This is a genomic window from Owenweeksia hongkongensis DSM 17368 (assembly GCF_000236705.1).
Classification (GTDB): domain Bacteria; phylum Bacteroidota; class Bacteroidia; order Flavobacteriales; family Schleiferiaceae; genus Owenweeksia; species Owenweeksia hongkongensis.
Genome location: NC_016599.1, coordinates 835,416 through 856,018, shown reverse-complemented (window position 1 = coordinate 856,018; position 20,603 = coordinate 835,416). Strand labels below are relative to the sequence as shown.

The window sequence follows — 20,603 nt, the reverse complement described above, 5'->3', positions numbered from 1 at the left end:
GGTTATATTCGTTGCTCTAAAACTGACGGATTGGAAGAATACACTTTAGCAGATTGGATTCCTTTTTTGGTGCTGATGGTGGCATCGGCTGTGTACTTGAGTAGGTCAGCATTGGGTTTGAGTTCAAGACGGAAGCGACACAATTATAGACCTTTAGAAGAGGAGTACAAGAGGGAGTTGGAAGAGCACTTTTTGTATTATCAAAACCTCAGTTCAACCAATAAAAGAAAGTTCGAAACCCGGGTTCAGGCATTTATTGATGGTAATGATTTTATCCCCAGAAGTTACACACATGTAAATGCTGAAATGAAGGCGTTGATAGCGGGTTCAGCCGTGCAACTCACTTTTGGTTTTGAACATCTCAACTTAGAGCATTTCCGCAAAATCCTTATTTACAAAGACGACTATTATTCTACGATTACTCGCAAGTATCACCAAGGAGAAGTGAATACTCGTGGATTGATTGTTCTATCATGGAAAAACTTTGTGGAAGGCTATGAAAAGCATGATGATGGTCGGAACCTTGGTTTGCATGAAATGGCGCATGCTCTTCGGTTGGAAAATTCCATTTATAATGATGAGTATGAATTTATAGATAACGCTCATATAGCAAAGTTTGAACGTATGGCGGAAGCCGAAATGAAAGAGATAGCTGCAGGCAATGATGTTTTTTTTAGGAAATATGCCGCAGCCAATAGGCATGAATTTTTTGCAGTAGCTGTTGAGAATTTCTTTGAACGATCCGAAGGTTTTAAGGAGTACCACCCTGAGCTTTACCACACTATGAGTTTATTGCTAAAGCAAGATCCAATTCGATTGTTTAAAGGGTATAATTCTGTACCTTTCTGATCTATGAATTTACCCAAATTAGCAGCAAAAGCCGCCACTTCACCTTTTTATAGATGGGTTCTTAGCAAAGGGCTAAATACGATGGTTCCTTTTAATGGACCACATAAATTTAAGGTTCATGATATTGGGAAACATCATTTAGAGATTCACCTTCCTTATCGGAAGAAAAACCTCAATCACCTCAAAGGTATACATGCATGCGCGATGGCAACCTTGGCGGAGGTGAGTTCAGGTTTTCTCCTTATTGGAATTTTAGACCCAAAAAGGTATAGACTCATTTTACAACGTCTTGAGATGGTCTATCATTATCAAGCTAAAACAGCAGTAAAAGCAAGGTTTGAAGTGGATCCATCATTTATGGAAAAAGAAGTAGTGGAGCCATTAAAAAAGGAAGGGAAGATAATGCTTCCGGCCACGATTAAAATTTTTGATACAGAAGATAATCATGTGGCCACCGGCATAGCCCACTGGCAGATAAAGAGTTGGGAAAAAGTAAAGACAAAAGTTTAAGTTGGTTCAGCTTTTGATGTAAGATTTTCCTGAACAATTTGCCTGCTTGATGACTTATCAGAGTATAATTAATTAAATAAAAATTACACTATGGATAAGTTAGAGCTAAAAGGAAAATGGAATGAGACCAAGGGGAAATTGAAAAAAGCTTATGGTGATCTTTCGGATGATGATTTGAAATATGCAGAAGGACAGGAAGATGAATTAGTTGGTAAGCTTCAGCAAAAACTTGGTAAAACTAGAGACGAAGTGGTGAAAATTATTCGAGACCTATAGACTAGTATGGAGCATAGCTCAATTTTAAATAAAATATTAACAGCCCTTGGTAGCCTAATGCTACTGATGGGCTGTTCTGTTAATCAGCCTTTAGAAACGGCCAAAGATGTGTCGCTTGAAAAGTATCAAGGGGTATGGTATGATATTGCTCATCTGCCTCAAAAGTTGCAGGATGATTGCCGATGTGTGACTGCGGAGTATACCTTGAAGGACGGTTTTGTTGAAGTTTTTAATACTTGTTACAATAAAGAATCTGGGCAAGTAAGTACCATTACAGGAAAGGCAACTACCTCTACAGAGAGTGGAGATAACTCCCAACTTCAGGTTCAGTTTTTTTGGCCTTTTAAAGGTGATTATTATATAATTAAAATAGAGCCAAATTACAGCTATGCCATGGTTGGAGCGCCTGATAGAGAAAGTCTTTGGATACTTTGTCGTGAGCCACAACCAGCAGCGGTTAAGCTTAAAGAATACTTAAATTTGGCAGAGGAACTTGGATTTAATACATCAAATTTGGTGTACACTGATCAAAGTTGCTATAATGCTAAAGAATTAAAATAGTAAGCCTGACAGGAAGTAAACATTATTTTCTCTGAACTGTAAATAAAAGAATGATAGATAAAAAAGCACCAATAGATTATTTAACAAGGCCCGTAAAATCCATCTTTTCTAATGAAGCTACTATTGGGGTTTTACTGTTTTTATCAGCTGTTGCAGCTATGGTGGTCGCCAATTCTAGTTGGGGAGGTGAGTGGTATGAACACCTTTGGGAAAAAGAAATTACCATTAGCTTTGATGATAAGGAGTTTGGGCTCACATTACATTACTTGATAAACGATGGCTTGATGGCCATTTTCTTTTTTCTAGTGGGTCTTGAAATAAAGCGTGAAGTAATAGCTGGAGAGCTTAGTACTTGGAAAAAAGCTTCTATGCCTATTGCAGCAGCAATAGGTGGAATGGCAGTCCCAGCTTTAATTTTTATAGCCTTTAATCCTGGTGAAACAGGAAAAGGATGGGGTATACCTATGGCAACAGATATTGCTTTTGCTTTGGGACTTATCAATTTAGTAAGACGAAGGATTGCCCCCTCGGTAAAAGTATTTATTACATCACTTGCCGTAGTAGATGATATTGGTGCGGTGCTGGTAATTGCCTTTTTCTACACTTCCAGTTTTGATGTTGATCAACTTTATATTGCGGGAGGCGCATGGGTGCTGCTTATGGCTGCAAATCGCTTAGGGATACGTAATGTATTTTTCTACACTTTTATCGGGATAAGTGGTATTTGGGTAGCATTCTTCTATTCAGGAATTCACCCAACCATTGCTGGAATTCTTTTGGCTTTCACTATTCCTGCCAAGTATCGAATTACAAAAGATCAGTTTACGGATAGACTTAAAATTCTTTACCGAAAGTATTTGAAAACAACCACAATTGATACGGACTTCAATACTGAGCGAGAGGATTACTTGCTAAAGGGAATTCGCTCAGCAGGTGACGATGCGCGTACACCGTTGCAAAAAATTGAACACGGCTTGTTTCCCTTTGTATACTTTGTGATAATGCCCATTTTCGCTTTCGCTAATGCTGGATTAAAAATAGAAGACAATTTTTGGGCAGGACTTGTGGAGCCTATAGGTCTCGGAATTATTTTCGGTTTGATAGTTGGAAAGTTTGTGGGCATCAGTCTGGTTTCTAGATTGATGGTAGCCATGGGCTTGGCACAATTACCAGAAGGCAGTAGCTGGAAACAAATTTATGGTACGTCAATATTGGCAGGTATAGGTTTTACCATGTCATTATTTATTTCAGAACTAGCTTTTGTTAATCGAGAATATGCAGAATCAGCTAAGTCAGCAATTTTGGTGGCATCTATTCTTGCCTGTGTTATTGGATTGCTGGTTATCCGATTTACAAACTCCAAAAAACCAATGCTATGATAGAAGGAAAAGACGCTGAAACAAAACATAGAATACTTCCTGAAATTACTAAACGCTGGAGCCCTCGTGCATTCAGTGAAATAAAGGTAGAGCAAGAAAAGTTATTACGTGCTTTTGAGGCCGCTCGCTGGGCACCAAGTTCTCGAAATGAGCAACCCTGGCGATTTATTGTAGCACAAAAAGGAGAGGAGCATTATGATAAGCTTTTTGACTGCTTGGATGAAGGCAATAAAAAATGGGCTTATACTGCGCCAGTTTTAGCTGCTTGCCTGGCCAAAACTAATTTTGACTATAAAAATAAGCCCAACGCACATCATGCTCATGACCTAGGTTTGGCCATGGGAGGTCTTTTGGCGCAAGCCACCACAGATGGTCTATATGTTCACCAAATGGCGGGTATCATCCCTGAAAATATTTTGAAGAATTTTAATGTGGATGGTGAAAAGTTTGTTCCAATGACCATGTTTGTGATGGGCTATCGTGATGAGCACCGCCTTAAAGAGTTGAGTGAAAATGATCAAAAATCAGAGCATGAACCTAGAAAACGTAAGGAGTTGAGCGAATTAATTTCAGGTTCTAATTTTGGCGAAGCTCCTGCCTGGACGGTAGAAGAGGAGTGAATCTCTAATCTAACCTTTAGTTTTTTATAAATATTAAGGTCTTAAAGATCTAATCTATTATTTTCGCAGTTCCAAAGTAAAAATTGCAAAATCATAAATCACACGCATGAGTGTATTAGTAAATAAAGATTCGAAGATTATTGTGCAGGGATTTACCGGTAGTGAAGGTACTTTCCATGCTGGTCAAATGTTGGAATATGGCACCAATGTAGTTGGTGGTGTAACTCCAGGAAAAGGTGGTCAATCTCACCTTGATCGTCCGGTATTCAACACTGTGGCTGATGCTGTAAAAGAAACTGGTGCTGACGTATCTATCATTTTTGTACCACCAGCATTTGCTGCTGATGCTATTATGGAAGCTGCTGACGCTGGTATTAAAGTGATTATCACTATCACCGAAGGTATTCCTGTAAAGGATATGATTATGGTGAAGGAATACCTTGGTGACAAAGATTGCCGCATGGTAGGACCAAACTGCCCGGGAGTAATGACTGCTGGCGAAGCTAAAGTAGGTATCATGCCTGGCTTTATCTTTAAGAAAGGTCGTATCGGTGTAGTTTCTAAATCAGGTACTCTTACTTATGAAGCTGTAGATCAGCTTACCAAAGTTGGTTTGGGACAGTCTACAGCCATTGGTATTGGTGGAGATCCAATTATCGGTACTTCTATGCAAGAAGCTGTTGAGCTACTTCTTAACGACCCTGAAACTGACGGTGTTGTTATGATTGGTGAGATTGGTGGACAAATGGAGCCAGATGCTGCCCGTTGGATTAAAGCAAGCGGTACTAAGAAGCCTATCGTTGGTTTTATTGCTGGAGAAACTGCTCCTGCTGGACGTACAATGGGTCATGCTGGTGCTATTGTTGGCGGAAGCGATGACACTGCACAAGCTAAAAAAGCTATCATGCGCGAGTGTGGTATCAACGTAGTAGATTCACCTGCAGATATAGGAGCTAAAATGGCAGAACTTATTGGCGTAACGGCTTAATAATTTCTCCACATAGATATATTAGAAAGCCTCGATTATTCGGGGCTTTTTTATGGAATAGAAAACCGAATAGCCAATGTCTTTTCAGTACTACCTCGAACTTTTAGGAACCTTTGTATTTGCCATTTCCGGAGCTTTGGCTATTACCGGTAAGGACAAAGACTGGGTAGGGGCCACCTTTACAGGGTTCATTACTGCCATTGGTGGTGGTACTTTACGTGATATTTTACTGGATCGTCATCCTCTGGTTTGGATTTCGGACATGGCTGTTGTTTATACCATAGTAGCAGGAATCGTGTGTGTGTATTTTTTCTCCAAAACTTTAGGGCGCCTTAGCAAAACACTCTTGCTTTTTGACACTTTGGGAATAAGCCTTTTTACCATTGTAGGAACCGAAGTTGCTTTGCATCATGGAGTTCGTGGTGAAATTGCTGTGGTTATGGGGATGTTTTCGGCTGTGATGGGGGGAGTAATTAGAGATACACTTACTCAAGAAACCCCGGTGATACTTCAAAGAGGTGTGTACGCAAGTGCTTGCTTTATCGGAGCTGTCATTTATCTTATACTTCGTTATTTCGATTTAGATCGAAACCTGAATTTTGTTATTTCAATTAGCTCAATTATAATAATTCGACTGCTTTCGGTAAGGTATGAATGGGCAGTTCCCGGCTTTGATCGAAAGTTTATGCGCAAAGAAGTTGATTAAGTCTAACTTATAATAGAGGCAATTAATAAGTATTGACTATTCTTGCCAATTCAATTTTTTTAATACTATGGCCAAGTGGATCGCAAAGGCAATCGTTCAGAAAACTATTTCGGTTTTTCCCTTTAAGGAAAAGCTAAACCATGTATTTCAAAAGCATATTACCAAAGGTGTTCAGCTTACTGATGAGCATTTTGGCAATAAGCTGATGCACGCTGCCGATCATGTAAAGTATTACAAAAAGTATAGGGGCCAGCTCAATAACATAAAGGTTTTGGAGCTTGGAAGCGGCTGGTATCCTGTTGTTCCCATTGCTCTATATCTTTCTGATGCAGGACAGACAGACTCTTTAGACATACAATCTTGGATGAACAAGGAGACGATAATGACTACCATTACCAAGTTTAAAGAATGGAATGATAAAGGAAAACTGAAATCATACCTACCAGAATGGAACGAAGAAAAGTGGAAATTGCTTCTGGAACTTCCTGCTCGTACGGATAGTATTTCGATTGATGATGCCTTGGCCGCTATCCAACTGAAACTTCACTTGAAGGATGCCCGTAATACTGGGTTTCAAAAGGATTCATATGATTTCATTTGTTCTAACAATACCTTTGAGCACATTTATGATGATGTGTTAATCAACATTCTTAGGGAGTTTAAACTTGTAGCAAAACCAGGCGCTTTTATGTGTCATTTTATTGACTTGAGTGATCACTTCGCACATTTTGACCATAGTATCAATATCTACAACTTTTTGAAGTTTAGCCCCAAAGGGTGGAAAATTATAGACAATGCAATTCAGCCACAAAACCGCTTACGCTGGAAAGATTACTTAGAAATGTATAGAAAAGTAGAACTTCCGGTAAGCGAGGAAATCACTCGGGAAGGTGATTTGAAACTCTTGTCACAGGTTAAGGTTCATAAATCTTATCAAAGCTATTCGCAGGAAGAGCTAGCCATAAGTCATGGCTATATTCTATCAGAGTTATAAATAGAGCTATTAATGTTTAGCATGCAAATGCTAAGCACTACTTTTGCCGGGTATGACGGAGAATGACAAAGTAGAAAAAGGGCTTTTTCTTCCTCTTATGGAGGAGTTTTATACAATTCAAGGTGAGGGTTACCATAGCGGGCGCGCAGCTTATTTTATAAGAATAGGGGGCTGTGACGTAGGTTGTCATTGGTGTGATGTAAAAGAAAGCTGGAATCCAAAACTTCATCCTCCTACTGATATTCAGCAAATCGCTGATCATGCTGCTGAGTATTCCAAAACTATAGTGATAACAGGGGGAGAGCCACTTATGTGGAATATGGAACCCATTACTACTTTGCTAAAGGATAAAGGTCTTGAGGTACACATCGAAACTTCTGGGGCTTATACCGTTTCAGGAAATTGGGACTGGTTTTGCTTGTCACCCAAAAAAACTAAACCTCCCGTAAAAGAGGCTTATGAATACGCTCATGAGTTAAAAGTTATTATTTATAACAAACATGACTTTAAATGGGCTGAGGAGCACGCTGCCAGAGTAGGAGCACACTGCAAACTTTTTTTACAACCCGAATGGAGCCGAAGGGAAGTAATGATGGATGATATTGCCAATTATGTGATGCAAAATCCAAAGTGGCAAATCAGCCTACAGACGCACAAGTACATCGGTATACCATAGTGTTATATTCCTTTACGCCTTAGCTTCTATTGTTTTAGATTTAAACAATTGGATTAATACAAAAGAAGCAGCTAAACCAGAAATCATTCCCTCAATGAAAACTATGCTGGCTGCACTTACAGCGGTTATTTCTCCACCAAAACTTTCTTTTACTGCCAGATTTGCCATGAAGGTTTTATCGATCTGATCCAGATAAATTGCTAAAAAGAGAGCAAATAAGCCTATCCCTACAAAGCATGTTCTGACACTAATCATAAACATAGTATTAAAGCTTTGATAGGACTCACTAGACTGCCGTCTAAACGATAAAATCGAATTTCTAACAAAGAGAATTAGTATTACTAAGTTGAAAGTACGAAGCCAATAAACTTCAGCGAGACCAACCACGCGCATTAATAAAAAGTATGCTATAAGTCCTCCCAACATAAATAGTCCGTTCTTAGTTGGAATGGTTCTGGTTATTCTATCAAACGTGCTCATAACGAAAATAATTTAGTTCTTATTCCTAGATCTTAGACTCCCTAAAATAGTCTTAAATAATTGTAAAACTCTGAAAGCTAGCGAAGTCGTTCCTACCTTAATGTGGGAGACTATAAAATGATGCTATTTAATAAACTCTTAAAGCCTAAGATTGTTCTTACAAAAGCATTTAGGATAAATAGAATTCTATTTTTGTGCACTATTTAGAACTTTTTGAACAGGTATATCAAAACATACACGATCCCGATTCTCATCCTATTTCACTTTATAGGTCTTATAGGAATGGTATTCATCAACTTAGAGCGCTTTGCAGCACTTAGCATTTACAACCTGCTACTTAGCGTTATCTTAATATTTATCAGTCATGCCTCTTCACAATTTAATTTTTTAAAATTATTTATTCCTGTTTTTGTTTTGGGGTACTTAGTAGAGTTACTTGGTATAATTACGAGCTTTCCATTTGGGAATTACCACTATGGAGAAGCACTTGGTTTCAAATTATATGATGTACCACTAATAATAGGCGCAAACTGGTTCATGCTTGTAATGGGCAGTGGTTTTTTTGTGAGAAAAGTAATTTCACAACCTTGGCTTCAGGTTTTTGCTGGAGCATTAGTTATGGTCATTGTTGATTATCCAATCGAGCATATGGCTTCTACTTTGGATTATTGGTATTGGGACGGAAATAATATACCACTGTCAAACTTCTTGGGCTGGTTTTTCGTTTCTATCATTATGCAAATTCTATTTGTAAAGTATATGAACAAAGAGACCAACCACTTGGCTATCCCTTATCTTATAGTGGTTTCTGTTTTCTTTGTACTATTAAATCTGTTTATATGAGTATTTGGCAGATAGCTCTGGTAATTGTAATAACCTTTTGCACAATGGAGGGAGTGGCTTGGGCCGCTCACAAATATTTGATGCACGGATTTTTATGGTTTTTACATAGAGACCACCATATTAAAGAGCCCGGAGTATTAGAGAAAAACGATATCTTCTTTTTGATTTTTGCAGTTCCAAGTTGGCTTTGCATAATGCTTGGAGTAATTTATAGCTCGCCACTTTCTATTACTATAGGTTCTGGAATAGCAGCTTATGGATTAGTTTACTTTATGGTACATGAGGTTCTGATACACAGAAGGTTAAAGTTTTTTAGAAACATCAAAAATTTATACCTGAGATCACTTATTAGAGCGCATAAAATGCACCATAAGCATTTGAAAAAAGAAGATGGTGAAAATTTCGGGATGTTATTGGTTCCAAAAAAGTATCTTAAAAAAGAGCGTGAATTAGCTCAAAAGCAATCTTAAATAGTACACTCTGGAAACATCATACCTATATCTCTATTTGATGGCTGCCTCATTTGCCGGGCCATTTTTTTTAAGCTTTGATAAAAAGGTTGCTTTTTACAAAAGTTTTGGGTTTTTATTCAAAAGCATAATTCCTGTAGCCATTGTCTTTTTAATATGGGATGCAATATTCACCTCATTCGGTTTTTGGGGTTTTAACCCAAAGTACATTTCAGGTATATCCTTATTTGGACTTCCTTTAGGTGAGTATCTCTTTTTTATAGTAATACCTTTTTGCTGTGTATTCGTTTATGAGGTTTTGAATAGTTACATAAGTCAAGATATACTGGGAAGTTGGAGTACTTCAATTAGTAATTTCTTGATGGGTTTCAGTGCTTCATTGGCTGTTATTTTTTATGATAAGTGGTATACGGTACTCACATTTGGCCTTTTGGCAGTATTGATATATTGGCATTCTAAAAAGAATAGGACACCATGGCTAGGGCGCTTTTATTTAGCTTATACCGTAATAGCATTACCTTTTTTAGCTATAAATGGAATTCTTACTGGTACTGGATTAGACGAAGAAGTGGTGTGGTATAATGATGCTGAAAATATTGGAAAGCGAATTTTTACTATTCCAATCGAGGATTTTTTCTATGGAATGCTACTTATACTTGCTGTAGTTAGCATGTTTGAATACTTTAGGAAAGTTGAAAGAGAAAATGGCCCAGAATACAAAATATCAAGAGATGAGTTTTAACAAGGTTCTTACAGATCCAGCTTATATTTTAAACAATAACAATGAGATGATTGCGTCTCACGATACTGATGGAAAGTATCTATTTGTTAATGATACTTTTCTAAAGATAACGGGGTATACAAAAGAGGAATTGATAGGAAAGAACCCCTATGATTTTTTTCACCCAGATGATAAAGAGCTTATTAAAAAAGAAGGGCATCTACCTGCTATAGGTGGCAAGGACAGTACTTTGGTAGAATTTCGTTTCATCGCAAAAAACCAAGAATATCTTTGGTTGCAAACACAAACGCAACCAATTAACAAAAATGGAGAGGTCATAGGTTTGATCACCTCTTCGAGAGATGTAAGTTCTGTGATAGACTTAGCAACTACTGCAGAAGTCTCTAATATGCTTTTTGACCAATCATCTCAAATGGCAGTGCTGGGTGCATGGGAAGTGAATGTTGATCCATTTAAGATAAACTGGTCAAAAACAGTTTATGATATTCATGAGGTAGATTATAGTGTAGAGCCTGGCTTGGTTAAAGCTTTGGACTTTTTTGTTGGAGACGATCGTACTAAAGTGGAAAAGCATTTTGAGGAGCTGATGAACAGTGGCACTCCGTATGATCTAGAGGTGCGCTTTAAAACGGCTAAGGGTAACCTTAAGTGGGTAAGAAGTATTGGTAAAGCACAGTTAAGAAATGGAAAGGTTTGGAAAGTGTATGGCGTTTTGCAGGATGTTACCAATGCTGTAGAGGATAAAATTAAACTGAAAGAGCTAGCTCAATTTCTTACGCGTCAAAAGCAACAGATGGAGCAGTTTAATCAAATTGTATCTCACAACCTTCGTTCACCAATAGCCAATCTGGGAGTATTGCTCAATTATTATGATGAAAGTGAGGACGAAGAGGAAAGGGCCCAATACATTAAGTTTTTGAAGCAAAGTTCTGATTCACTTCAGGACTTGTTGAATGACCTCGTAGACACTGTGAAGGTTCTAAATGATAAGGAAATCCCTCAGGAACCTATATCAATTGAAACTCTGATAACTAAGGTAAAGAGAATACTGGCCTTAGAAATTTCTAATGCTGGAGCCACGGTATCACTAGACAAAGTAGAGTGGGAAAGTATAGACTACGCACCAATCTACCTTGAGAGCATTATGATGAACTTGGTAAGCAATGCAATAAAATATCGCTCTGAAGACCGAGCGCCAGAAATTAAGATTTCCGCTATTCTTAATGAAGAAGGGGAAAAAATTCTCAAAGTTTCTGATAATGGAATGGGAATAAACATGAAGCGTCATGGCGAAAAGCTTTTTAAGCTTCACACCACTTTTGCGCGCAATAAATCAGGAAAGGGACTCGGTTTGTTTATGACCAAACAGCAAATAGAAGCAATGGGCGGTGAGGTAGAAGTAGATAGTGAATTGGGAGTGGGCACCACATTTCATATCAACTTGGTGAAATATCGAGTGTAGCTTTTTAGGCTGCTTCAGATAAGTTAGATTGTATTTTTTCAAGCATTTCTTTGGAACCATTTAACAGGAACCTTTCGTCAAACTTATTGTATTTTAAACTTACTATTTCACTTGGAATGCCAATCAGCTTTTGTGCAAGGTTCGCTTTTACAAGGTGAGCACTTCTAATGTTTGAGAAAGCAATTTGAACTTTTTCAAATGGAGCGTGAATCAATAAGTGATCTTCTTCAAAAACGTACTTAGTGCGATAATTGCGAGAAGCATTTACTGTAGGCGCTAAAAAACCCGCAGTACCAAATGCTACTTCCCAGCTAATAAAGAAACTTCCGATGGTAATAGCCGTAACTACAAGGCACCAATAGAGTACTGCTGACAAAGGAGTTTGAGATTTTAAAGTAGAGGGCATAGAGATTCAATTGTTTAGTTTTTGCTAATCTAAAAAAGAAAATTAACTCACTACTACTGTAAACGGAGCTTCTTTAAGATTTACCTCCACATGCTCCATAAGATTGGTGGAAAGTGAAAGTCCTTTAAAATCAGCTTTTACGGGGAAGCTTTTATGATTTCGATCCACAAGCACAACGGTTTTTAGCTGCTTTACTTTATGGTCTAAAAAGTGTTTTACACCGTAAATCAAAGTAGAGCCCGTATTGAGCACATCATCCACCACAATTACCGAAGTATCTTCAAATGATTCTCTGGCAGGGGAAAGTTCAGTAATACCGTTCAACGGGTTCTTTTTGTCCACCTTTAGTCGATAAAGAGAAATTTTTAATGGACAGATATTCTTCAACTGCTCAGCAATAAGTTCTGCCAATCGATACCCTTTATTTACTATTCCAGCCAAAATAATCTCCGCATCGTCCTGATGTGTTTCATAAATCTGCCAAGCCATGCGTTTTATGCGATCTTCAATTTGCTGGTGGTTAAGCACTTCTGTGGATGTAGTTGTCATTCTGCTGTAATTTGGTGTCAAATATAAAACTATGGCTTGATGAGCTCAAAAAACAATTCACTTCCCATTCTTGGTTTTATGCTATTGTAGCACCTTTCCATTTTTGCAATAGTAAAGTAGGGGCTAAATAGTTTTTCGTATTCTTCTTGGCTTCCTCCAAAAGGTGGACCTTGTTCTGTAAGCGCAAAATCAAAGAGAACCCCAGCCAATTTACCACCAGGTTTTATTATTTCAGCCATTTTCTTCACATAATCCTTCCTCTGATTAGGCTGTAAAGCACAGAAAAATGTTTGCTCAATTATTAGATCAAACTTCTTATCCAACCCAAAAAAATCGCCAAACAATAAATGAGAATCCGGAAAGTCAGGAACTCTACTTTTTAGGTTATCCAAAGGAATTTGGCTGATGTCCATTACATAAGCATTGGTAAAGCCATTTTTGTGGAGCCACTCTATTTCGTATGCATTGCCAGCTCCAGGTATTAGTATTTCCTGATCTTTATGAACTAGCTTTTGTAAAAAGGCGGTAAGAGGCGGTGAAGGGCTTCCCATATCCCAGGGCGTGTTGCTGTTTTTATAGCGATCTGTCCAGTAGGTATCCATTGATTTATTTTCAATTACTGCTGCAAGGTATGGCATTTGCAAAGGGCATAAAATGCCAAATAGGTTAATTCTATAAACGTATGATAAAACAAAATGCCGCATTTTCTACTTTTGCTTTCTATGGATGACACTCACTGTTTGAACTATCGCAACACGAGATATTTCTCAAAGCTTATTTGCGACTACTTAGATCAAGACCCAACATTGAAACCATTTTACAATAGGTTTCCTAATCTTGAAAATTTTAAAGATCAGATAGAAGAGAAGAGTAGCTTCACTCCAGAAGGTAGAAAAGTGCTTGTAGAAGCACTCTTGGAGCAGTATTCTGATTTGGGGAAATCTGCAGATACATCTAAAACTCTTGAGAATATTCAGCTTCTCGCTGATGGCAAAACGTTTACCGTTACCACAGGGCATCAGCTAAACTTGTTTACCGGGCCATTATATTTTTTGTACAAAATTGTCTCTACCATCAACCTTAGCCGTGAGCTAAAGAAGGCTTATCCGGAAAACAACTTTGTGCCTGTATACTGGATGGCAACTGAAGATCATGATTTTGAGGAGATAAACTTCATCAACCTTTTTGGTGGTCGCTTGCGCTGGAATAAAGAATCAGGTGGCCCTGTAGGGAGGTTTTCTACAGAAGGTATTGAGCCATTAATTAAAGAGCTTAACGAGCATCTTGGCCCTGGTACCTTTGCAAAGAAGTTTTGTGAGTTGCTCAAAACAGCATATTCGGAGGGTAGAAATTTAGCGGAAGCCACACGCTATTTGGTTCATCGTTTATTTGGTGAACATGGCTTAGTAATAGTTGATGGTGATTCGTCCAAACTAAAAACTTTGATGCAGCCTCTATTTAAAGATGAGCTGCTAAAAAGTGCATCTCATGATTTTGTTTCTAAAACCACTTCAAAACTAGAAGAGGTTTACTTTCAGCAGGTTCACCCTCGTGATATAAATCTATTCTACATAAAGGATGGATTGCGCGAGCGCATCGGAAAACGAGATGGTCGCTGGTATGTTTTGAATACCAAATTGGAGTTCAGCCAAGAAGAAATTCTAAAAGAGTTGAACGATAACCCAGAGCGATTTAGCCCAAATGTAATTCTTCGTCCGCTTTATCAGGAAGTGATTTTGCCCAACCTTGCTTACATAGGAGGAGGTGGTGAACTGGCCTATTGGTTTCAGCTTAAAGATATGTTTGATGCATTTAAGATTCCCTTCCCAATGTTGATGCTGCGTAACTCTGCGCTTTGGGTTCCTGCTAAAGAAAAGAGCAAACTTGAAGAAATGGGTTTAAAGGTTTCGGATCTGTTTTATCCTTTGCATGAGGTGAAGAAGAACTATGTATCTGAACATGCGCCTGTGGATGTAGAGCTTGACCCTTATCAGCAAAAGCTACAGCAGATGTTTGATGAGCTGGAAGATGTGGCTAATCTTACCGATAAAAGTATGCTGGGGGCTGTAAATGCTCAGCGCCAGAAGCAACTGAATGGTTTAGATAACTTAAAGAAAAAGCTAATCCGTGCTGAAAAGCGCAGGCAGTCTGACCAAATGGAAAAGCTAGAGCGTGTGTATTTTGCACTTTTCCCAAAAGGAAGCCTACAAGAAAGACACGACAATCTATCGGTGTATTTTTCAGAATATGGCTCAGCCTTTATTGAGCAGTTTTTCGAAAGCCTGGATCCTCTGGATTATCGCTTTAGGGTGATTACAGAAAAGGAGTTGGTTTAGCGTTTTATAAAAGGAACTGCCGAACCTTTATTGGTTCTGATAAAGTAAGCTCCAGGGGATAAGGCCTCAACCGAAATACCTGATTTTTCCTTTGTAATGCTTTCTTTCAATAGAGTTCGCCCAACCTGATCAATTATCGTGATTTCCATTTGTTGCACCCCATCTGGCAATTCAATATTCAAAACATCCGAAGCTGGGTTGGGGTAGATTTTTAGTGGCCTTTGTTGAGCGAGTTCCTCGATGCTGATGTTATAAGGTTTTCCCCAGGTTTGGCCGGTAGAGCTTTCAAAATAGATGAGGCTCTGCTCATTTACCTGAGGAAAGTTCACATCGTAATAGTGTACTCTCCCTAAGCCTGAAAGATATAAAGCTTCTTTAGGAGAAGGTTCAAAAGGTATTAAAATACAAGAACCATTGGTTGGAAACTGATTGCTAGATGTGAAAACCCCAGAGCGTTTCAAATTGGTGTCAAATGTCGATTTGAATTTTTCACTAAGCGAATAAGATGTAGAATATCCATAATAGGGAAGATGAGACCCTGCAGTGTCCGACTGAAAAGTCAGTTCATTAGTTATGCGCTCATTCAGTTGTCCGTAGCCAAACTTAACTGTATCACGGTAAATAATTTCTTCCATTTGAAATGGAGGTGTTTGTGTATTTAGTACAAACTTATTGTACACACGATTTACCGTGTATAAAACGCTATCCGCATTGATTTGATTTTTATCAATAATAGTAAGGTTCGAATAAGTCCTGTGCCTGTTCCAAGGCTGATCAATAGTGTATGAACCATGATAGTAGTGAAATATGTCTCCCGCCTGAAAATCATAAATATCTCCGTTGGTTAAAGGCTTAAAGAGGCTTCGGGTAAAGGCATTTGAAGAATTATAGGTTGGGGCATAATATTGATCTGAGTTATAAAGTAAAGGGATACTTATAAGCCCATGGTTTTTGGAAACCTCAAAATAATGGTTAGTGAAATGAGTAATTCCATTCGAATCCAAAGCCGTGATTTCAAAAGTCAGCAAGGAATCGATTTGATTATTGAATAGTGTTTGTTGAGACTTTCCAATAAATTTTGATAGCAAAGTGTACGACATACCATATGCTCTTAACCAGCCAATAGAATCAGGACTGGTGTTTCGGGCTGATAGATCTATTTCAAATTCATAAAAAGTATGATGAAAGGTATACTTCATCGGTGCAAGGTTAACTATCTGATAACCGCACCAGGCTGTATCAAACAAGTGTCCGAAACAATTTTTATTTAAAGAACCAGTAAAGTCCGGGTGGGTTTCCTTTTGTGGCCAATAGGTGTTTCCAGAACTAATGGAATCAAAAGCAATAAAAATCACATTTCCTTCTGTATCTGAAAACGCCAAAGTATCACTTGGGTTGGGAAACAATTTATAGTTCTGAGCATTTGCCGAAAGGCTGAAGGCAAAAAGCAGGAGGGGTAGAAGTTTTTTCATTTTTATGAGTTTAGTTGTAGTAGAGTAACGATACGTTGGGCTAACAAGTTGGGTGTGAATTTATGAAAGTCTTTTTTTTATTTAAAATGCCTCTTTCACCACTGTGGCTATCTTCCTATATTCGGGGCTTTAATTAAAATCCGTGTATGAAGCGAGTTAGCTTAGTATTATCAGCAAGTATATTTTTTATGAGTTGTAATCAACAAGGTTCGGAGCCCAAAGAGGCTACCGAAGAAGTGATGAATAAAGATTCACACGATAATTTTCAATGGGAAACGGAGCAGTTTGCGGATTTACGCATCCTTCGTTACCAAATAGAAGGTTGGGATAATCTTAGCCTTAAGCAAAAAGAATTGGTATACTACCTTACACAAGCAGGGCTTAGTGGCCGTGATATTACATGGGATCAGTACTACCGCCACAATCTGGAAATTCGTAACGCTTTGGAAGCTATTGTGAAAAACTACAATGGCGACAAAGAAAGCGAGGATTGGAAAAACTTTATGACTTACACCAAGCGTGTATGGTTCAGCAATGGTATTCATCACCATTACAGCAATGCCAAAATGAAGCCTGGGTTTGAAAAGGCATACTTTGAGCAATTGCTTTCTGAGAGCAATACTAGCCTTTCGGCTGAAGCTACAGATGTGATATTCAATGATAAGGATATGAAGAAGGTGAGCAAAGATTCTGATCAGGATTTGCTTTTAGCTTCAGCGGTAAACTTCTACGATCCGGATATTACCGAAGAAGAAGCAATTGCTTTTTACAAAAAGCAGATTGATCCAAACACTAAAACGCCTATCAGCTACGGACTTAACTCTAAATTGGTGAGAGCCGAAGATGGTAGCATTAAAGAAGTAAAGTGGAGTGCTGAAGGAATGTATGGTTCTGCCATCACCGAAATCATCGGTTGGTTGGAAAAAGCACAAGGAGTGGCCGAAAACGAAGCTCAAGGAAAAGCTTTGGGTATTCTTATCGACTATTACAAAACCGGAGACCTTAAAAAATGGGATGAGTACAACATTGCCTGGGTAGAAGCTACCGAAGGTGATATTGACTACATCAATTCGTTTATTGAAGTGTATGACGATCCATTAGGCTACAAAGCTACTTACGAGACTGTGGTACAAATCAAGGATTTTGATGCTTCTAAAAAGATGGCGGTTATCAGCGATAACATCCAGTACTTTGAGGATAACTCACCTATAATGGATGAGCACAAAAAGCCAAACGTAAAAGGAGTGACGTATAAGATGGTGAACGTAGCTGGTGAAGCTGGAGCAACCACGCCTAGCACGCCAATCGGTGTGAACCTTCCAAACGCAAACTGGATCAGAGCTGAGCATGGTTCTAAGTCTGTGAGTCTTGCCAACATTGAGCATGCATACGAAGAAGCCAAAGGAGCCGGATTTCTTGAGGAATTCACCTTTACCAAAGAAGAATTGGAGCGTGCTAAGAAATACGCTGGTAACTCTAGTAAAATGCACACAGCACTTCATGAGGTGGTGGGTCATGCTTCGGGTAAACTGAATGATGGTGTAGGTACTCCAAAAGAAACTTTGAGAAACTATGCTTCTACTTTGGAAGAAGGGCGCGCTGACCTTGTAGCCCTTTATTACATCATGGATCCTAAGCTTATGGAAATGGGCCTTATCGACACCATGGAAGTTGGAAAAGCTGAGTATGACAATTATATCCGCAACGGGTTGATGCTTCAACTTCGCAGACTTGAGGTAGGTGAAATCATTGAAGAGGATCATATGCGTAACCGTCAGCTTGTAGCTAAATGGGCTTATGAAACTGGTAAGGAAGACAATATAATTGAGAAGAAAACTCTTGATGGCAAAACTTACTTTGTAATCAATGATTACGATAAGCTAAGAGAAATCTTTGGCGATCAGCTTCGTGAGATTCAGCGTATAAAAAGTGAGGGAGACTACGAAGCAGGGAAGAAGCTGGTAGAAACTTATGGTGTACAGGTAGACCCTGCTATCCACAAGGAAGTATTGGCTCGTACCGAAAAGCTACACATTGCACCTTACAATGGCTTTATTCAGCCTGAGCTTAAGCCAGTAATGGAAGGCGATAGCATCAAGGATATTGAAGTGATTTATCCTACTGACTTTACTCAGCAAATGTTGATGTACGGGGAGAAGTATTCTTTCTTGAAATAAAGGAAATGATGTATTGATTTATGAAAGCCCGTTGGTTCGCCAACGGGCTTTTTTTATGGAGATACACAACATGGCAATAGAGGGATATTATAATCTTTATGCATGCATATTAAACTTGAATCTGTAAATTCGACCATTATTCTAAAGAAGCATTATGAAAGAATATTCTAGACCCATTTCCCTTCGCTGGAGCGACATGGATCCAAATTTTCACGTTCGTCATTCGGTATATTATGATTTAGGAGCCCAGCACCGAACGCAGTATCTTATTGAAAATGGCCTTTCACCAATGGTGATGGTAAAGAACAACTTCGGGCCTATACTTTTTAGGGAAGAAGCTGTATTCAGGAAGGAAATACATTTTGGAGATCAGCTAACCATGAACATCGCAATTGTATCTATGCGCAAGGATTATTCGCGCTGGACCATTCGTCATCAAATAATGAAAGGGGATGTTTTGTGTGCGGAAATTACCGTAGATGGAGCCTGGATAGATACTATTAAGCGTAAGCTTACAGTACCACCAGAAGTAGCGCATGTTGCCTTTGATAACATGCCAAAGTCAGAAGACTTTACCTGGCAGAATTAATTAAGATGATTTTTTACAGTTATTACAAGAAAGGCCAAATAGGCCTTTCTTGTTTTAGTATAATCGCTAATGATGCTTCTTTTCTTTGGGCTCCCAAATAAGTCGTAGAAAAGAACTAAAACGTTCATTTTCTCTGCTTACAGGAATCCCGGCAACTATACCGATCATAATATTATGAGTTATACCAAGCCTCATCTGCGGACGAATGGTCATATCAAAATCATGGTTGTGGATAGTTTTATTGAACTCCACACCCACAAAGTTTCTAGTACCAGTAATCATGTAATGAAAGCTTGTATTAATATCATAGGCAAAATGAAAATCTGAACTGGCAAAATTCTGTTCTATCATAGGCCCTGTGTATATCAATGAGTGAATGTTATTTCCCCATCGTTTGGCAATCACAAAAAATGGATTGTACACATTTCCTTTGATTAAAGGATCTCCAAAACTCCCAAAGTCTGAAAGTTCAAATTCATTTATATAACCCAAGGCCATTGAGGTTGCAATTTTTTCACTTACAAAAAATGACCACTGCGTAGCAAGCTTAATGCTATTGAGCTTGTTATTGGGCGTAGTCTCTTTTGATTGTTCACCCAAGGGGCTATAAAATGTAAATGGTAACTCTACTTCTAAGCCTAGTCTATCAATGGGAGCCCACTCGTATTCTACAAGTGCTTCGTATGAATCAAAGGTTAAATTGTCAGTTAATCCCAAACCAAGGTTCCATTCCTTCTCGCCCTTTCTTGCTCCAAGGTCACGAATGAGGTCGATGTACAAGGGTTCGGCATGGAGTACTTTTGGAGGTTCCTGAGAGTCTTCTATTTCATTAATAAAAAGACTGTCTTTAATTGAATTTTGATTTTGGGCAACAGTATGCGTGGTAGCTATCAGCATAAGCGCTGATGCTTTTAATATTCGAATATTCATGATGATTTGTTTTGAGATAAATAAAGTTTGTGCCAAGAGTCAAAAAGACAATGGCGCTAGAAATTGCTATCAAACAAATCAGGCTTGTGGAGGAGGGGTGAGTAGCTTAAAATATCCAGTAGTGATGCTTTGACTGTAATTACCAAAGGTCAACTTATGGGCTATAAAGCAAGATCGAAAAGAATGTAATGAATTGGTTAGTAGGGTGTCAAAATTTATAGGCCCATTTTTACCTTCCGTCTCATTAGAATCCACATCATCGTACTCCGAAACAAAATTTTCAAAACCTAAAAGTTTCTCTATTATAATTTCAATAATACTTTCTTGATCATTGATGGTTAAATCTTCTGAAATGTGCTGTGGATTAAGGTCGACACTATCCACGCTAATATTTAGCAAGAATAAGCCTAGAAAGCCCCAGATGACTTTTAAGTAGACGCTATTTCGGATCGAATTAATCACTTCGCAAAGCTAACGTCTGATTTGAGATTATAATATTGAGAGTGGGTGATTTTTAGATAAAAGCTTAATCTCAATAGGCTTAGTTAAGAAATCACACATATAAACCGAAACCAAACCATTTGGAAA

General features: G+C 38.4%; 24 protein-coding genes. 17 read left to right on the top strand and 7 right to left on the bottom strand.

All coding sequences use genetic code 11. From position 1 onward, the window contains the following. Positions 1-30: 30 nt before the first annotated feature. From OWEHO_RS03950 to OWEHO_RS03905, 10 genes are all read left to right on the top strand, one after another. A complete protein-coding gene (locus tag OWEHO_RS03950) occupies positions 31-849 on the top strand; it encodes a zinc-dependent peptidase (RefSeq protein ID WP_014201175.1) in 819 nt (272 codons plus the stop codon). Between the two features lie 3 nt (positions 850-852). Then, on the top strand, positions 853-1,359 hold the full coding sequence (locus OWEHO_RS03945) for a DUF4442 domain-containing protein (protein WP_014201174.1): 507 nt from the start codon (positions 853-855) through the stop codon (positions 1,357-1,359). A gap of 90 nt (positions 1,360-1,449) precedes the next feature. Beyond that, positions 1,450-1,635: a CsbD family protein gene (locus OWEHO_RS03940; RefSeq protein WP_014201173.1), complete on the top strand. Its 186-nt coding sequence runs from the start codon at positions 1,450-1,452 to the stop codon at positions 1,633-1,635. Between the two features lie 6 nt (positions 1,636-1,641). Further along, entirely contained in the window at positions 1,642-2,196 is a 555-nt protein-coding gene (locus OWEHO_RS03935) for a lipocalin family protein (protein ID WP_014201172.1), read from the top strand. A 50-nt stretch (positions 2,197-2,246) separates the two neighbouring features. Further along, positions 2,247-3,575, top strand: coding sequence for a Na+/H+ antiporter NhaA (gene nhaA, locus OWEHO_RS03930; protein WP_014201171.1), 1,329 nt, complete (start codon positions 2,247-2,249; stop codon positions 3,573-3,575). Further along, positions 3,572-4,195, top strand: coding sequence for a nitroreductase family protein (locus OWEHO_RS03925; RefSeq protein ID WP_014201170.1), 624 nt, complete (start codon positions 3,572-3,574; stop codon positions 4,193-4,195). Before nhaA ends, OWEHO_RS03925 begins: the two co-directional genes overlap by 4 nt. A 106-nt stretch (positions 4,196-4,301) precedes the next feature. Next, positions 4,302-5,183: a succinate--CoA ligase subunit alpha gene (gene sucD / locus OWEHO_RS03920; protein WP_014201169.1), complete on the top strand. Its 882-nt coding sequence runs from the start codon at positions 4,302-4,304 to the stop codon at positions 5,181-5,183. Positions 5,184-5,259: 76 nt separating this feature from the next. Then, on the top strand, positions 5,260-5,889 hold the full coding sequence (locus tag OWEHO_RS03915) for a trimeric intracellular cation channel family protein (RefSeq protein WP_014201168.1): 630 nt from the start codon (positions 5,260-5,262) through the stop codon (positions 5,887-5,889). A 67-nt stretch (positions 5,890-5,956) separates the two neighbouring features. Beyond that, positions 5,957-6,883, top strand: coding sequence for a class I SAM-dependent methyltransferase (locus OWEHO_RS03910; protein ID WP_014201167.1), 927 nt, complete (start codon positions 5,957-5,959; stop codon positions 6,881-6,883). 52 nt (positions 6,884-6,935) lie between these two features. Continuing rightward, positions 6,936-7,559 carry a 7-carboxy-7-deazaguanine synthase QueE gene (locus tag OWEHO_RS03905; protein ID WP_014201166.1) on the top strand — a complete coding sequence of 208 codons (624 nt, stop codon included), beginning with the start codon at positions 6,936-6,938 and terminating at the stop codon, positions 7,557-7,559. Between the two features lie 12 nt (positions 7,560-7,571). Here OWEHO_RS03905 and OWEHO_RS03900 read toward each other — a convergent pair whose 3' ends face one another. Next, positions 7,572-8,039 carry a hypothetical protein gene (locus tag OWEHO_RS03900; protein ID WP_014201165.1) on the bottom strand — a complete coding sequence of 156 codons (468 nt, stop codon included), beginning with the start codon at positions 8,037-8,039 and terminating at the stop codon, positions 7,572-7,574. Positions 8,040-8,252: 213 nt separating this feature from the next. Between OWEHO_RS03900 and OWEHO_RS03895 the strand changes: the two genes are divergently transcribed. Genes OWEHO_RS03895 through OWEHO_RS03880 form a run of 4 tightly spaced genes read left to right on the top strand, consistent with a single transcriptional unit; the run spans position 8,253 to position 11,556 of the window. Then, the gene (locus OWEHO_RS03895; RefSeq protein ID WP_143764505.1) at positions 8,253-8,882 is read left to right on the top strand and encodes a carotenoid biosynthesis protein; all 630 of its coding nucleotides are present in this window, start codon (positions 8,253-8,255) and stop codon (positions 8,880-8,882) included. Then, complete coding sequence (locus tag OWEHO_RS03890; RefSeq protein ID WP_014201163.1) at positions 8,879-9,352, top strand: sterol desaturase family protein; 474 nt, start codon at positions 8,879-8,881, stop codon at positions 9,350-9,352. Before OWEHO_RS03895 ends, OWEHO_RS03890 begins: the two co-directional genes overlap by 4 nt. 10 nt (positions 9,353-9,362) lie before the next feature. After that, positions 9,363-10,094 (top strand): lycopene cyclase domain-containing protein, encoded by a 732-nt coding sequence (locus OWEHO_RS03885; RefSeq protein WP_262496312.1) that lies wholly within the window; start codon positions 9,363-9,365, stop codon positions 10,092-10,094. Next, the gene (locus OWEHO_RS03880) at positions 10,084-11,556 is read left to right on the top strand and encodes a PAS domain-containing sensor histidine kinase (RefSeq protein ID WP_041627924.1); all 1,473 of its coding nucleotides are present in this window, start codon (positions 10,084-10,086) and stop codon (positions 11,554-11,556) included. The genes OWEHO_RS03885 and OWEHO_RS03880 overlap by 11 nt, the downstream gene beginning before the upstream one ends. A 4-nt stretch (positions 11,557-11,560) precedes the next feature. Here the strand turns inward: OWEHO_RS03880 and OWEHO_RS03875 are convergent, their stop codons facing one another. The 3 genes from OWEHO_RS03875 to OWEHO_RS03865 are packed head-to-tail and all read right to left on the bottom strand — an operon-like array spanning position 11,561 to position 13,149. Then, on the bottom strand, positions 11,561-11,962 hold the full coding sequence (locus tag OWEHO_RS03875) for a PH domain-containing protein (protein WP_014201160.1): 402 nt from the start codon (positions 11,960-11,962) through the stop codon (positions 11,561-11,563). A gap of 42 nt (positions 11,963-12,004) precedes the next feature. Next, positions 12,005-12,511, bottom strand: coding sequence for a phosphoribosyltransferase family protein (locus OWEHO_RS03870; RefSeq protein ID WP_014201159.1), 507 nt, complete (start codon positions 12,509-12,511; stop codon positions 12,005-12,007). 29 nt (positions 12,512-12,540) lie between these two features. Further along, positions 12,541-13,149, bottom strand: coding sequence for a methyltransferase domain-containing protein (locus OWEHO_RS03865; RefSeq protein ID WP_223252713.1), 609 nt, complete (start codon positions 13,147-13,149; stop codon positions 12,541-12,543). Positions 13,150-13,206: 57 nt separating this feature from the next. Between OWEHO_RS03865 and bshC the strand changes: the two genes are divergently transcribed. After that, positions 13,207-14,847, top strand: coding sequence for a bacillithiol biosynthesis cysteine-adding enzyme BshC (gene bshC, locus OWEHO_RS03860; RefSeq protein WP_014201157.1), 1,641 nt, complete (start codon positions 13,207-13,209; stop codon positions 14,845-14,847). Here the strand turns inward: bshC and OWEHO_RS03855 are convergent. Further along, positions 14,844-16,319, bottom strand: a complete 1,476-nt coding sequence (locus OWEHO_RS03855) for a T9SS type A sorting domain-containing protein (RefSeq protein WP_014201156.1) — start codon at positions 16,317-16,319, stop codon at positions 14,844-14,846. The genes bshC and OWEHO_RS03855 overlap by 4 nt on opposite strands. A 146-nt stretch (positions 16,320-16,465) precedes the next feature. Between OWEHO_RS03855 and OWEHO_RS03850 the strand changes: the two genes are divergently transcribed. Further along, the gene (locus OWEHO_RS03850; protein ID WP_014201155.1) at positions 16,466-18,496 is read left to right on the top strand and encodes a dipeptidyl-peptidase 3 family protein; all 2,031 of its coding nucleotides are present in this window, start codon (positions 16,466-16,468) and stop codon (positions 18,494-18,496) included. 154 nt (positions 18,497-18,650) lie between these two features. After that, entirely contained in the window at positions 18,651-19,085 is a 435-nt protein-coding gene (locus OWEHO_RS03845; protein ID WP_014201154.1) for an acyl-CoA thioesterase, read from the top strand. Between the two features lie 66 nt (positions 19,086-19,151). Here OWEHO_RS03845 and OWEHO_RS03840 read toward each other — a convergent pair whose 3' ends face one another. Both OWEHO_RS03840 and OWEHO_RS03835 read right to left on the bottom strand, forming a co-directional pair. Continuing rightward, entirely contained in the window at positions 19,152-20,015 is an 864-nt protein-coding gene (locus tag OWEHO_RS03840; RefSeq protein WP_014201153.1) for an HAEPLYID family protein, read from the bottom strand. 78 nt (positions 20,016-20,093) lie between these two features. Continuing rightward, a complete protein-coding gene (locus OWEHO_RS03835; RefSeq protein ID WP_223252712.1) occupies positions 20,094-20,399 on the bottom strand; it encodes a hypothetical protein in 306 nt (101 codons plus the stop codon). Between the last annotated feature and the right edge of the window lie 204 nt (positions 20,400-20,603).

What these genes read in the sequence shown, in the direction of transcription:
- sucD (WP_014201169.1), top strand. Translation starts at nt 4,302, where the DNA reads ATGAGTGTATTAGTAAATAAAGATTCGAAGATTATTGTGCAGGGATTT.
- nhaA (WP_014201171.1), top strand. Translation starts at nt 2,247, where the DNA reads ATGATAGATAAAAAAGCACCAATAGATTATTTAACAAGGCCCGTAAAA.
- OWEHO_RS03935 (WP_014201172.1), top strand. Translation starts at nt 1,642, where the DNA reads ATGGAGCATAGCTCAATTTTAAATAAAATATTAACAGCCCTTGGTAGC.
- OWEHO_RS03915 (WP_014201168.1), top strand. Translation starts at nt 5,260, where the DNA reads ATGTCTTTTCAGTACTACCTCGAACTTTTAGGAACCTTTGTATTTGCC.
- bshC (WP_014201157.1), top strand. Translation starts at nt 13,207, where the DNA reads ATGCCGCATTTTCTACTTTTGCTTTCTATGGATGACACTCACTGTTTG.
- OWEHO_RS03865 (WP_223252713.1), bottom strand. Translation starts at nt 13,149, where the DNA reads ATGCCATACCTTGCAGCAGTAATTGAAAATAAATCAATGGATACCTAC.
- OWEHO_RS03900 (WP_014201165.1), bottom strand. Translation starts at nt 8,039, where the DNA reads ATGAGCACGTTTGATAGAATAACCAGAACCATTCCAACTAAGAACGGA.
- OWEHO_RS03890 (WP_014201163.1), top strand. Translation starts at nt 8,879, where the DNA reads ATGAGTATTTGGCAGATAGCTCTGGTAATTGTAATAACCTTTTGCACA.
- OWEHO_RS03875 (WP_014201160.1), bottom strand. Translation starts at nt 11,962, where the DNA reads ATGCCCTCTACTTTAAAATCTCAAACTCCTTTGTCAGCAGTACTCTAT.
- OWEHO_RS03840 (WP_014201153.1), bottom strand. Translation starts at nt 20,015, where the DNA reads ATGAATATTCGAATATTAAAAGCATCAGCGCTTATGCTGATAGCTACC.
- OWEHO_RS03850 (WP_014201155.1), top strand. Translation starts at nt 16,466, where the DNA reads ATGAAGCGAGTTAGCTTAGTATTATCAGCAAGTATATTTTTTATGAGT.
- OWEHO_RS03910 (WP_014201167.1), top strand. Translation starts at nt 5,957, where the DNA reads ATGGCCAAGTGGATCGCAAAGGCAATCGTTCAGAAAACTATTTCGGTT.
- OWEHO_RS03855 (WP_014201156.1), bottom strand. Translation starts at nt 16,319, where the DNA reads ATGAAAAAACTTCTACCCCTCCTGCTTTTTGCCTTCAGCCTTTCGGCA.
- OWEHO_RS03880 (WP_041627924.1), top strand. Translation starts at nt 10,084, where the DNA reads ATGAGTTTTAACAAGGTTCTTACAGATCCAGCTTATATTTTAAACAAT.
- OWEHO_RS03905 (WP_014201166.1), top strand. Translation starts at nt 6,936, where the DNA reads ATGACGGAGAATGACAAAGTAGAAAAAGGGCTTTTTCTTCCTCTTATG.
- OWEHO_RS03940 (WP_014201173.1), top strand. Translation starts at nt 1,450, where the DNA reads ATGGATAAGTTAGAGCTAAAAGGAAAATGGAATGAGACCAAGGGGAAA.
- OWEHO_RS03945 (WP_014201174.1), top strand. Translation starts at nt 853, where the DNA reads ATGAATTTACCCAAATTAGCAGCAAAAGCCGCCACTTCACCTTTTTAT.
- OWEHO_RS03925 (WP_014201170.1), top strand. Translation starts at nt 3,572, where the DNA reads ATGATAGAAGGAAAAGACGCTGAAACAAAACATAGAATACTTCCTGAA.
- OWEHO_RS03845 (WP_014201154.1), top strand. Translation starts at nt 18,651, where the DNA reads ATGAAAGAATATTCTAGACCCATTTCCCTTCGCTGGAGCGACATGGAT.
- OWEHO_RS03870 (WP_014201159.1), bottom strand. Translation starts at nt 12,511, where the DNA reads ATGACAACTACATCCACAGAAGTGCTTAACCACCAGCAAATTGAAGAT.